The 12,647-nt window shown below is 41.4% G+C and carries 11 protein-coding genes; 6 read left to right on the top strand and 5 right to left on the bottom strand.

Features of this window, described 5'->3' with window-relative positions:
* Positions 1–144 precede the first annotated feature (144 nt).
* Positions 145–756, bottom strand: coding sequence for a TetR/AcrR family transcriptional regulator (locus BCU91_RS02975; protein ID WP_102477138.1), 612 nt, complete (start codon positions 754–756; stop codon positions 145–147).
* A 153-nt stretch (positions 757–909) separates the two neighbouring features.
* Positions 910–2,334 (bottom strand): coniferyl aldehyde dehydrogenase, encoded by a 1,425-nt coding sequence (locus BCU91_RS02980; RefSeq protein ID WP_102530876.1) that lies wholly within the window; start codon positions 2,332–2,334, stop codon positions 910–912.
* Between the two features lie 381 nt (positions 2,335–2,715).
* On the opposite strand from BCU91_RS02980, the gene BCU91_RS02985 reads away from it, so the two are divergent.
* Complete coding sequence (locus BCU91_RS02985; protein ID WP_102437970.1) at positions 2,716–3,147, top strand: universal stress protein; 432 nt, start codon at positions 2,716–2,718, stop codon at positions 3,145–3,147.
* Positions 3,148–3,250: 103 nt separating this feature from the next.
* On the opposite strand, the gene BCU91_RS02990 is transcribed toward BCU91_RS02985, so the two are convergent.
* Both BCU91_RS02990 and BCU91_RS02995 read right to left on the bottom strand, forming a co-directional pair.
* Positions 3,251–4,927 carry a PH domain-containing protein gene (locus BCU91_RS02990; protein WP_102530877.1) on the bottom strand — a complete coding sequence of 559 codons (1,677 nt, stop codon included), beginning with the start codon at positions 4,925–4,927 and terminating at the stop codon, positions 3,251–3,253.
* Positions 4,920–5,672 (bottom strand): PH domain-containing protein, encoded by a 753-nt coding sequence (locus tag BCU91_RS02995; RefSeq protein ID WP_102530878.1) that lies wholly within the window; start codon positions 5,670–5,672, stop codon positions 4,920–4,922. The genes BCU91_RS02990 and BCU91_RS02995 overlap by 8 nt, the downstream gene beginning before the upstream one ends.
* A gap of 160 nt (positions 5,673–5,832) precedes the next feature.
* On the opposite strand from BCU91_RS02995, the gene BCU91_RS03000 reads away from it, so the two are divergent.
* Positions 5,833–6,189 carry a winged helix-turn-helix domain-containing protein gene (locus BCU91_RS03000; protein ID WP_102437967.1) on the top strand — a complete coding sequence of 119 codons (357 nt, stop codon included), beginning with the start codon at positions 5,833–5,835 and terminating at the stop codon, positions 6,187–6,189.
* On the opposite strand, the gene BCU91_RS03005 is transcribed toward BCU91_RS03000, so the two are convergent.
* Complete coding sequence (locus tag BCU91_RS03005; RefSeq protein ID WP_102530879.1) at positions 6,166–7,917, bottom strand: diguanylate cyclase; 1,752 nt, start codon at positions 7,915–7,917, stop codon at positions 6,166–6,168. The two genes, BCU91_RS03000 and BCU91_RS03005, sit on opposite strands and share 24 nt — an antisense overlap.
* A 276-nt stretch (positions 7,918–8,193) precedes the next feature.
* On the opposite strand from BCU91_RS03005, the gene BCU91_RS03010 reads away from it, so the two are divergent.
* The 4 genes from BCU91_RS03010 to BCU91_RS03025 all read left to right on the top strand — a co-directional run bounded on the left by BCU91_RS03010 (position 8,194) and on the right by BCU91_RS03025 (position 12,357).
* Positions 8,194–8,862 (top strand): alpha-ketoglutarate-dependent dioxygenase AlkB, encoded by a 669-nt coding sequence (locus BCU91_RS03010; RefSeq protein WP_241903504.1) that lies wholly within the window; start codon positions 8,194–8,196, stop codon positions 8,860–8,862.
* A 148-nt stretch (positions 8,863–9,010) separates the two neighbouring features.
* Positions 9,011–9,310: a BolA/IbaG family iron-sulfur metabolism protein gene (locus BCU91_RS03015; protein WP_102437964.1), complete on the top strand. Its 300-nt coding sequence runs from the start codon at positions 9,011–9,013 to the stop codon at positions 9,308–9,310.
* A 265-nt stretch (positions 9,311–9,575) separates the two neighbouring features.
* On the top strand, positions 9,576–10,085 hold the full coding sequence (gene luxS, locus BCU91_RS03020) for an S-ribosylhomocysteine lyase (RefSeq protein WP_102437963.1): 510 nt from the start codon (positions 9,576–9,578) through the stop codon (positions 10,083–10,085).
* Between the two features lie 196 nt (positions 10,086–10,281).
* Positions 10,282–12,357 carry a TonB-dependent receptor gene (locus BCU91_RS03025; RefSeq protein WP_102520118.1) on the top strand — a complete coding sequence of 692 codons (2,076 nt, stop codon included), beginning with the start codon at positions 10,282–10,284 and terminating at the stop codon, positions 12,355–12,357.
* The last annotated feature ends 290 nt before the right edge of the window (positions 12,358–12,647 follow it).

Consider the following 12,647-nt stretch of genomic DNA (forward strand, 5'->3'; position numbering starts at 1 on the left):
ATGCTTGGGTCAATTGTATGCTTGGGTCAATTGTATGGTTGGAGCCGAAAGAGATTTGCTGAAGCGGTTCGTGGTTAAGGCTTAGCACCTTTCGCCAGTCATCAGCTAACTGGCTTTAAAGGAGGTTTTGAATATAAAAGTAGATTACTGAGCTTTCATTGAGCGCCAAAATAATTCAAAGCTTGCTTGGCGCTGGCTTGGGTCATTGCCCCATTGCGGGTTGTCAGTAAAATAGCGAATAGCGGCAAGGTATTGGCCGTGACAGTTTTCAAGCATTAGCGCAACTGGAAAATCAGCAATAATCTTTTGTTGCTGGCCTTTACTAATAAGCTGCACTACAAAATGCAAAATACCGTTCATGGCTTGACCGCGAATTGCCGCATCAATGTCGCTGGACATAGAAAATTGCAAAAAGAAGCGCTGCTTAATAGGGTGCTTTAAGGCCCAATCAATCGCTTGTTGCCAAAGGTATTCGGCATCGGTTTTTAAATCTTCGCCAGCATTGTCAAAGGTGGACAATGCTTGAGTAATGTCATCAGCAAATTCTTGTTTAATTGAAACAAATAAATGATTGAGTAAATCATCTTTACTGGGAAAGTGATGAAATAATGTCCCAGTGGCGACAGCGGCTTTTTTAGCGATGGATGCGGTGGATGTGCCATGAAACCCTTGCTCAACAAATAGCTGTAAAGCGCTATCGAGTATCGCTTGTTTCTTGTCTACTTTAGGTTTTTTGTTGGCTACAGTTTGGGTCATATGCTGTTCGTATTTTCAATGAGCTATTTATTAATGGGCTCTTTATTAAAGGAGTGTTGATGAATGAGCGATTTATTAATCGGGATTTTGAGCGTGCGAGTTTATCACCAAGGCGATAATCGCACACTCAATTATTGGCATTTATCTAGCGCATTAGCGTAAGAAAAACTTCATCAACAAGGCTTGGATTTTAGTGCCATAAGGCGGGTGCACCAGTAAACCTGAATTGAACTTGCCGCTTTTTAACACCGTTTTCGCATGGCTAAAAGTCAAAAAGCCTTCTTTACCGTGATAATGGCCCATACCTGATGGGCCAATGCCGCCAAACGGCGCGTCATCGGCTGCCACATGGAAGATAGTTTCGTTAATACATACGCCGCCAGAGTGAGTTTGTTGGATAATATTTTGCTGGGTTTGACTGTTAAAACTCATGATATAAAGCGCTAATGGGCGTTCATTGTTATTGATATATTCAATGGCTTCATCAAGGTCTTTATACCCGATTATCGGCAGTAATGGCCCGAAGATTTCTTGTTGCATAATGGCCATATCTGCACTGACATTGGTCACTAGCTGTGTTGGTGATTTACGTATTTCGCTATCAATGTTGAACTCAGTTGCGGGGTGAATGGTCGCGCCTTTTTGTTTGGCGTCATCAAGTACCGCGAGTAAGCGACTGTATTGGCGCTGGTTAATCACATTGCCATAGTCTTCATTACTGGAAAAATCTGGGTACATGTTATTAAAACGAGTTTTGTAGGCACTGATTAGCGCATCGATTTTGTCTTCTGGACATAAAATATAATCGGGTGCGACGCAGATTTGGCCTGCATTTAAACACTTACCGTAAATAAGGCGCTCAACAGCAGTATCGATATCAATATCAGGCGCTACAATGACTGGTGACTTACCGCCTAGCTCAAGAGTCACTGGGGTGAGGTTATCAGCAGCTGCGCGCATGACATGGCGACCCACTGTTGTAGAACCTGTAAATAATAGGTGGTCAAAGGGTAGGGCTGAGAATTGCGCGGCAACATCGGCTTCGCCTTCCACTACGACCACTTCATCTTGGCTAAATATCTCTGCTAATAAGCGAATCAATACTTGGTTGGTGGCTGGGGTAAATTCTGACATTTTAAGCATGGCGCGATTACCTGCCGCAATGGCGGTAATTAACGGGCCAACAGCCAGCATGACTGGGAAATTCCACGGCACGATTATGCCAACAACGCCAAGGGGTTGGTAATGCACTGTGACCGAAGAAGGGGACAGTAATAACCCTGCATGGCGTTTATTGGGTTTCATCCATGATTTTAGATGTTTCAGACTGTAGTTGATGTTATTCACACAAGGCATGATGTCTGAAATCATGGTGTCATTGGCTGAGCGATGGCCATAATCTGTGGCTAATGCACTAACAAATTGCTCACTATAACTGAGCAACCCGGCTTTGAGTTTATTGAGTTTATCAACTCTGGATTGGTAACTAGGCGCAGGCATTGACTGATAGGCTTGGCGTTGCTGCTGAAGTAATTGTTGTAATGGACTTTGCTGAACATTGTTAGCGGCCATATTCATAAAGCGCTCCTAGAGTGATATTGATACTGACATCATTTCAATAAATTAAAAAAACCGACTGATTAGTCGGTTTAGTATGTGCTGAGTTAGGTCTAATTGCAAGCCTTTGGATTCTTGAGCTGGGTCAAGGTGGTTTTTTACTATTTGCACTACACTTTAATTAGGAGGATATTTAAGTAGTTTGTATCTGAAACTATCATGTTAACGATGGTTATTTTTTATAACTATGGTCATGATTACAGTGATGATGCTTATGGAAAAGTGACTGAAATTGTTCATACTTTTAGTTTACTTTATACCGCTAGCTATATTTACTTAAATAAGTTGGATAAGTTAGTTTAATGCTCAAGCTTAGTTATTTTATCTACAGGAGGAACTCACATGCGTTCACGTTCAATATTATGGCCAACAGATTTTTCTGAAACGGCATCCCATGCGCTGCGATATGCCATTGAAATGGCCAATTTATATGAAGTGGGTATTCGTATTTTACATGTGGTTTCTCAGCCCCTTGGTGACGAGAACTACATGATTTTGGCTATTACTCCTGAGGAACTCGCTAAAAGCATGGAAGAGGCTGCAGCCACCAAAATGCAAAATTTACTTGCTGATTTAAATACTGACTTGAAGGTCGAAACCGTAATTAGGCGTGGTGATGCCATTGAAGAAATTGTCGATGAGGCCAACAAAGGCGACATTGGTATGGTGGTGATTGCCAGCCATGGACGCAGTGGTCTAGCGCATTTTCTGCACAGTAATGTTGCTGAAGAGGTGGCTAATCAGGCCAGTTGTCCTGTGCTAGTAGTTAAGTAGCGCTAGTTAACAAGTGCTAACTAGCGCTAACTCGCATTGGTTGATCATTTAGTGCCCGCTATTAGTTATTCTTCATTAGCCAATATGCCATTAAGATAAGCGTTTATATCCAATTACGGTAATCTTGCTTAATGGTTTGCATGGCTTTTTCGGCAATGAATAAGGCGTCTTTTTCAGCGATATAGGGCAGAGTTAAGCTGCCGCTAGCTAGGCCAATTTCGATATAGGCATGACCGCTGCGTTGTTGCCCTTTTGTTTGGGTGATAGATACGTGCTGTATTTTTTCATAAGGGATCCGTTTCCAATGATGGCCAAATAAGCCGCTATGTTGCCATAACACTTCATCTTCAATCACATAGCCCCACTGCTTGTACCGCAAAAATGTTAGTCCCATAACCGCAGTAGCAATCAATAAAGCCACTTCAGAGATCGGATTTAAGCCGGTAAAGATTAAAATTAATAGCGCTGGAATGTACATTAACAAGCCGCGTCTTAAAAACCATGCCAAAGCAATAGCTTGGTATCGCGCTGGGATATTAGTTGTCCCGCCTGCTAATTGCGGTATTTGCGCCAATATTGCAGCAATCTCTGCAGTTTTAACGCTGGGCAGTAACATATGCTCAGTAGTTTTTTGCTCAACCTCTTGGCCTTTAACCTGCTTAAAATACAGTGTCCATAAGCCTAATAATTTAGCTAAAAATGGCTGACTAAAGTGCACTAGCTGCACTCGGCGAATAGCTAATGCGTCTTGCTGGTGGGAGATCACCCCGCCGCTGCGCTGCAGGGTTTGTTGCTGTTTATCTAATGTATATGGATGATATTTAAGTACTGCCGCCACAATAGAAATTATCGAAAACAGGCAATACACCAACAACAATGTCAGCATAATGGCAATGGCTTGTAGAGCAATACTTGGGCCGCTATAGCTGACAACAGCGCTCCAAAATTGTTGAATAATAGGAAGCTCTACTATCTGCTCCCATTTAATTTGTCCCATTATGGGGCCTGCTATCACTGCAAACCAAATCAAATTATTCTGGTAAAAACCGAATTGGATCAGCTGCTTTAAATTACGCACTACAATCGTGTTGTGGGTTTTATCGCTAGGTGTGTTAACACTATTGGCAGTGTTTTTAGTGCTGATTTCATCGACAGTGTCATTAGTTGCAAGCTGCTGGGGAGCGAGTTGCAGTAATTGCTGTTTAAGCTTGCTGGCTTGGGCTGCATCTAGCGCCGATAAATGCGCTTCGTCATCTTTTGAGCCTGCAGTTTCAACGATTAAGGTGCCGAGCTTAAATGGCTTGAAATAAAATGGCTGGCTGTAACGAATATTTTGAATTTTGTTGAGTGGGATTTCATCTTTACGGGTAAAAAACAGCCCACGTTTAATATTGAGTTGTTGCCCTGAAAGCTTAAAGCGGTAGGTTCGCCATTGAATGAATGAGAATATAGTCAGTAAAAGTATTGCTACAACAAAGCCGAGTAGACCCATTTGTAAATCAAAACCACTCTGCCAACCGGCATACACCACAGGAATGATGGCGTAACCATTAGATAAAATGGCTTTTGCGCTGCCAAAAATAAAGCTTAGCATTGACCAAGGAGACAGCGATTGCCATTGGGTTAAGGCATTGACATTTTTGTCAGCTGTAGTGGATTTTGAGCTTGACGTTGAAGTCGCTTTTTTTGCTTGTGATGAAGGATTCTCAGAGGTTTGCAGTGAAGAATGCGCTACTGAAATCTTGTTATCTTTTTGAGGCTCATTTGGCTGGTTACTCATCAGCGGCCTCTTTTGTTAGCGGCTTTTCAGTGTTTATTGCAGGGCTTATATTTGAGCTTGTATCTGAACTTATGTCAGAGCCTATATTAGGGCTTATGTCGGAGCCTAAATTAGAGCTTATATTAGAGCTTGTATCTGAGCTTATGCCAGAGCCTATATTAGAGCTTATGTCAGAGCTTATATCTGAGGAGAGCGGTTGTTGATGATAAGAGGCTTTATTCAGTAAGTGCTGCCTTAACTTTTCTGCCAAGGTAAAGCTCAGTCCCGGGAGGAAAATCTCTGCCGCGCCACTGCCAGCACTGAAGCACTTTATGGTGGCTAAGTTGAAGCGCCTTTGCAATGGGTTTTGCGACAAACTCACATGCTGCAAGCGGCTATAAGGTAAAGCTGTGGTCTTTATCCACCATAAGCCTTGGCGTATTAATATTTCATGTTCAAGTACGCCGTAGCGCAACTTTTTAGCCGCCAAAAAGCGGATCAATGTCAGCACGACTCCGGCAATCAATACTCCACTAATGATGAGGTATTCATTACGCCCTAAGGCTTGGTTTAATGTCATGACGACAACTAACGCGGCTAATATTAACAGTAACAGCCCAATGCTTTGGCTGAATATTTGCTTCGGGTAGTTTTTATCTACCTTGGTTAATGTCACTTCTGTATAGCTCTGCCACTTTGCCTCAGCTATGAGCAGTTTTTCTGAGGTGCTAGCTACTGTCACATCTGATTCTGGTGTGGCCGACATATATAAATCCTTTTGCTAAGTTAGTCGCAACTGTTTGCTAAAAGCTTGTTTACTAAAAGCTTGATTGGTAGAGATTGATGAATAATAAGTGTCGATTAGTCTTTCTTAACCACTCATAATCCATTACTTTAAGCTTATATAGTATATGGGATTGAGTAATATGGAAAAAGTAACTGCTGCAGCGGCTAATAATGGATTTTTAGTGCGACCTGTCTCTAAAGCGCAAAAAGCGTTTTTACGTAAAATCTATCTGGCGGGACTCATTGAGCAGCAACAGCATAATTTGTTGTCATTACAAAAGCAGACCCAAATGCCAAGACGCACCTTGCAAGACAACATAGCAGCTTTCACTGACATAGGCATTGATGTGCAATTTGTACAGCAGGGGCAAAGACACAATGCGGGTTTTTATCAGCTGCTGGATTGGGGGCCGATTAATGGAGCTTGGGTAAACAGTCATTTTGATAAAATTACATTAGCACTTGAGCTATCTTTAACTGGCGACGCTATGGGTTAATGCCTGTTCACTATTACATATTCTGTTTCTGCCGGCTCGTTTAGCTTGATATAGGTGTTTATCGGCTTGTTCAATTAAGGCTGGTAATTGATAGATTTCAGCATTACTGGTCACTATGCCAATACTGGCTGTAACCTGCACTTTAACGTGTTGGTGCTGCAAATTGAGTTTGGCAATATTTTCACAAATCCGCATTGCTAAACTATCGGCCTCTTTTGCAGCCGTTTGCGGTAAAAAAACAATAAACTCTTCGCCACCCCAGCGCGCCACAATATCATTTTTTCGTAGGGTATCTCTAATGATAGATGCGACTTTAACCAAGACTAAATCACCAAAAATATGCCCATATTTATCATTAATATCTTTAAACTTATCGATATCAATCATTACGATAGAAGGGGTATTACTCGGCGATTCCATAGTGCCATTGGCTTGATTAAATTGCGGCTCCACTAATTGGTAAAAAGCGCGGCGATTATTAAGCAGGGTTAACGGATCCATTTGAGCCATCTTTTCTGCGATCAGTTTTTCATTTTCGATTCGTCTAAATCGCTCAGTTAATGCTAATGCCAGTAAAAGTACATCAATACCTACCCCTATTTCAGCAGCGCGATAAGTAAAGTCATTAAATGGAATATATGACCACACCGCAAGCGCGGTTATGGCAATACCTATCATTGATGATATTGAAGCCAGTAAAAATAACCGTGCGGAAATATTGCCGAAATTTAATGACAGCACCCCTAATACAATCATCAAGCCACTGAATAACAGCATCAAATCAAAAGCAAAAATCAACCCTAATACTCGGTCTTGCAGTATCACTGCCAACAGCATCAATATTGGAAAAAGTACGCATAAGCTTTTTAAGATCTTATGTAATAGCGGCAGTTGATATCGCAGACGTAAAAAGTGGCACGCGAATACAATGCCACTGGAGCAGAAGGTGACCATAAGGATTGGCACAGCCCATTGTTGCCAATAAGGCGAATTTGGCCAAAGCCATAACGAACCATGACCGCTATATGCCATATTTAATATTAGAAAGTTAAGCAGGTATAGGCAGTAGTAAAAGTAGCTTCTCAGACGTAAGCCTAAAAATAAAATAAAGTTATAAATCAGCAGCGCAATAATCGCGCCGTATAAAAAACCGTAACTATAGGAGTTAAATATACTGTTTTGAGCGCTTTGGCTTTCATCAAATAAATATACCGGAATGACCATGGCATCTAAGGTTTGAAGCCTAATTAATACCGTGGTTATACCTGGTGGATAGCTATATTGAAAATTATAGCTGGGTTGAAAAGTCGGTTGTTTATAAAATAGCGATAGATCACCTTGGTGCTCAAAATGAGCAATTCTATCTGAGCTTAGCCAATAAGCACTGACTTCATCGAGCCAGTAATTATCAAAGTGGATGATGCGGTTTATCTGAGTTTGAGTTGGATTATTAATGGATAGACTAATCCATACAGGGTTAGAGCCGATGCCGTAGTTGCTAATTTCCTCGCTGCCTGACTGGAAGTGGCCATTACGGAATAATTGATAAGCTTGCGATGCGTTAATACGATCTGTTTCGGTGTAATACCCTATAGATTGGCCTATTGGCGCGGTGTAAGTCTCAGTTAAGTTGAGCTTTTCAGCATGGGCATTGCTGATGTTGAACATGGCAATGCTTAAGCTGAACATAATGCTTAGATTGACAAGCAGATCCAATATCCATTTCATAAGTGCAATAAACTACCTTTATCTTTTATAGACTAACAGTGCTAAAACCGCCGATAAGATAGTGGCGGCGCTGCTGCAATGACGGTGTTGGGATAAACATTAAGGCGGTTCACCTAGCTTAATAAAACAGCTTACGTTGTAATTTTAGGCTCTCATAAAGTTTAGTGAGTTAATATTAAAAAAATGTAAAATAATTTATTGGTATACTAAAGGATTAGTCACAAAGTGTCGGTTGTCAACGTTAGCCTCTCTTTAAGAGGCAAAAGGAGGGCGGGGGTGAAACAAATCGAGTTTAAATTATCTGATCAGCACAGCAGTGACAATCAAAATAGCCCCAGCGCTAAATCCAAGAGCCATGGCGCGCCAATAACTGCGCCAATAACGTATATAAAGGGCTTTTTATCACGCGGGGAGCAGCAACAGTTGCTAGCCGATGCCGATAGCTACCCCTTTGAAAAACCGATAATTACGCTTTTTGGTAAACAGCATCCTATCCCTCGCGCTCAAGTATGGTTTGCTGATCCTGGTTGTGAATATCAATATTCTTCTTTATTAATTTCACCGCAGCCTTGGCCACACTTATTAGCAGATTTAAGGCAGCGGCTGCGGGATGAACTGCAGTTTAATTGCAACGGGGTATTGGTTAATCGTTATCAAAACGGTTTAGATTCTATGGGCTGGCATAGTGATGATGAGCCTGAAATAGTAGCCAATAGCGCAATTGTGTCAGTCAGTATTGGCGCCAGTCGAACTTTTGCCTTACGGCATAAAAGCCTCAATATAAAACAAAACGTTGAGCTTGAAAGCGGTGATTTACTCATTATGCATCAAGGGATGCAATCACAGTGGCAGCATGCAGTACCAAAGCGTTTAAAGGTTAAGAACTGTCGGTTAAATCTAACCTTTAGGCAGTTAATTGTCGGCTATCATCAATTGAAGGGATAATTCATCAGCGTAATCTTTAACTTACTAGGTTAGCTTGCATTGTTAACTAAAATTGCCACTTAAATCAGATTGCCGACTGGCTAGTTTGATTTATGGGGAGTTAAGCAGTAGTCTTCAAACTTTAAAATGTAGTTATAAAGAGTTTGTTATGTCAGTTGAACAAATCATTAGCGATAAACTGAACCAGTCTTTTAGTCCGATACATTTAGATGTGCTTAATGAAAGCAATCGCCACCATGTGCCGCCTAACTCAGAAACACACTTCAAAGTGGTGGTGGTGAGTGAGCAGTTTGAAGCGCAGCGATTAATTGCCCGCCACCGAGCAATAAATGCTGTGTTAGCCGATGAGTTAGCCAACGGCGTGCATGCACTTTCCATTAATGCATATACTCAGGCTGAGTGGCAAGCATTAGATGCAGTGCCTAAAACGCCAAATTGTAAAGGTTAATCCATAAGGCCATTTATGGTCATTGTAGATTAAGGCAAACTAGCCAAATTAGCTTAAAAATCAAAACCTCGTCTTTAGATGAGGTTTTTTGCTTTTTAGTCTTTAGTGTTTTAATAAAAGTAATAAGTATCGGTCATCAGTTTGTCACACAGACAGGTTATTACATGAAGATAACTCCGGTTTATCCCATGTTTACATAGCTGTCTGGTTTCAATTTTGATGCTATGATGCCAAACATCTTTTACTTAGCCTTAAGGAATGAGTCATGCCTTTACTTGATAGTTTCACTGTTGATCATACACGAATGGAAGCTCCTGCTGTGCGTGTCGCAAAGCATATGAGTACACCTAAAGGTGACACCATTACGGTATTTGACTTGCGTTTTTGTACGCCAAATAAAGATATTTTAAGTGAACGTGGTATTCATACCCTTGAGCACTTATTTGCCGGTTTTATGCGTGATCATTTGAATGGTGACTCGGTAGAAATTATTGATATATCGCCAATGGGTTGTCGCACCGGTTTTTACATGAGCTTAATTGGTCAGCCGACAGAGCGGGTTGTTGCCGATGCGTGGCTTGCAGCAATGGGTGATGTACTTAAAGTGGTTGAACAAAGTGAGATCCCTGAATTAAATGAGTATCAGTGTGGCACTTATGACATGCACTCACTTGATCAAGCCCAAGATATTGCTCGTGCAATCATTGCCGCTGGTGTAAGTGTCAATCGTAATGATGACCTTAAATTGAGTGACGACATTTTAGGTACGCTATAGGCTAGCTGTTAATCCTAGGTTTTAGTTTGACACCAAAGCGGCTTCGGCCGCTTTGTTTTTTTTGTGGTTAATTTTATTAAAATACTGTTTTTATTTGCATGAAAACGTTATTGTTAAAAGTTAGTAATAGGATGTTATTTATAATAATAAAGGCGTAGCGGATTGCGATGCCGATGATGTATTTTGGGAGTTAACCATGTCTAAAGGCCAATTCAGCTTGTCTGTAATTGCTTCTGCTGTGCTGTTTGTGTGTCATTCTTCAAGTTTTGCTGCGAGCTCTGTGACGGCATCCTTGGATGAATCAAATAATACTGTTGTACTCGACCAGCCTCAGACAGCTCCATTTCATTATCGCAGCAGTACAATACCCCTAGCATTGTCAGGAATGACAATCATGCCTGCTGCCATGGGGCAAACCACTGACATCAGTCATCGCGGCGCGGTCAATGGCATTGCGATTTCTCAAGATAGAGTATCCTTTTCACCGTCTCCTTATTCAGCGCCTCATTTAGTGTTACAACCGAATTTAGCCTTACAAACCCAAGTGACTACAGCCAGCATGACTGGAGTGACAAAAGGCGGTAAAGGGGCTTTTGGTAGTGTGGATTACACCACGGCGCAGATCAGCCCAACAAAATTAGATGCTCAGGCTAACATCGAAATTAATGATAATGGTGGTGGCCGCGTGGGCGCCATTGCCAGTGGCTTAAATAAAGAATACGGCATGCTGTTTGCGGTGGATTACCAAAATACCGCCGAAGAAACAGGTTTTGTAACCAACCTTGATAGCGACCACAGCCAAACCGATATCATGTTCAAAATTAATGCTGATAGTCTTGCTGGCGCTAGAAACCCACAAACGACAGAGTTTATGTACCAATACACTAACTCAGAAAATAATAATTCCAATATTGGCTTAACCAATCAAGATTGGCAGGCTAAACCGGGTAGGGCGTATTCGGCTACCGAAAAAGATAACCGTGAAGGCCAGCGCCATAAGTATCAAGTGAGCCATATTGTTAATCTTAGTGATGGCTCGGTGGTGATGTCCGATTTTTATTACCAATCCTATGATGAGCAAATCTCGCAATTAAACTCGTTATCTGGCGTGTTTATTGGTACAACAGAATTATCAGCGATTTCAGCTTTTGATAAAGCCCCGACTACAGGCGGTTTGGCTTTAGGCTCTATGCTTGAAGATAATCAATATTCGGGCTATGGCTTGCAAACGGAAGGTGTAAGTCAATATGGCGCTCATCAAGTGACCTATGGTGCGCTGTTTCATTCAGATAAAGCCAAAATGCGTTTTGGCCAGCAAGATTGGACCTGGAGCCAAGATAGAAGTCTTGCGAGCACCAATATTGATAATGCGCTGCTAGCTTATATCGACGATGTTAACGTACTCATTACCAGCGCTGACGCCAAACTCAACTATGGCGCTTTGTCGATAAACTTAGGCTTGAGCTTTGAAAGTGTCAGTACTACTCGCGAAATTGACGTTGAAGCCTATGGCATAGAGGCGGCTGATTTTTCTGATGATGGCTGGATCCCGGCAATCGAAATTGCCTATACCACAGGTGCTTGGAAAGCGGCTGTTTCAGCTAAGCAAGCTTGGACAGCTGCATCAGCGGGCAATGCATTGCAACAAGCGCAGGAGTCGCTGCAGTATCAATTAGCACTTGGCTATAGCAATGATGCACTAAATGTTGGTTTAAATGCTTACGTACAAGACTTTGATAATCAACATGTGACTTGTATGTGGAGTATGGCGTGTGATTATTCACAGCGTTATGTACAAGACAATTTTAACGATACGTCCGTTAACGGCATCGACTTGTCGGTCGATTACACTGTCGGCTTTGATAGCTTTTCAATCCCTCTTTCTGCTCAATACCAATACAGCCAAGCTGAGTTTGGAGACTCTGGTTTTAACGACTTAATCGGTCTTTATGTAAAAGGCGAACAACTTCCTTGGGTACCTGAGCAACAATTAGCTTTAAATGCGGGCTTAATAATGGGTCAATTTAGTGTCATCGCCCAAGCTTTATATCAATCAGAAATGGGTTATGCCACTGCCATTAATGGCGGTGAACAAATTGATACACAATGGAAGCTAGACTTAGCAGCTAACTATCATATTTCTAATGTGCACGAAGTTTATTTGCGTATAGAAAACTTACTTGACGAGGATTTAGTCAGTCAACAGTCTAATTTAGGCATTACTTCTCAAGGCGAGATGCTGAGTTACCTTGGATATCAGGCCAGATTTTAACTGTCTCACCTCTTCTTCCTCTTGTAGGTGCTTGTTTTAATTCTGCTTTAGTATGGGCTATTTTAGCTCGTACTAAAGCGAATTTTGTTAACAAATCCGTAAATCACTTCTTATATTATTTCTTTTAAAATTAATGTTATAGTGCCTGTGTTACTGAAATATTGCATTCAATGACGTTAAATCAGACTGTTCCACACCCTATTTGAGTGAATTGTTTAAAAATGAACAATCTAAAAATTCAATCACTGGTTTTTTTCGTGGCGATAGCGCACATTTTGGGGTAAAATGCG

It is taken from the genome of Shewanella sp. 10N.286.52.B9 (assembly GCF_002873635.1).
In the GTDB taxonomy this organism is placed as follows: Bacteria; Pseudomonadota; Gammaproteobacteria; order Enterobacterales; family Shewanellaceae; genus Shewanella.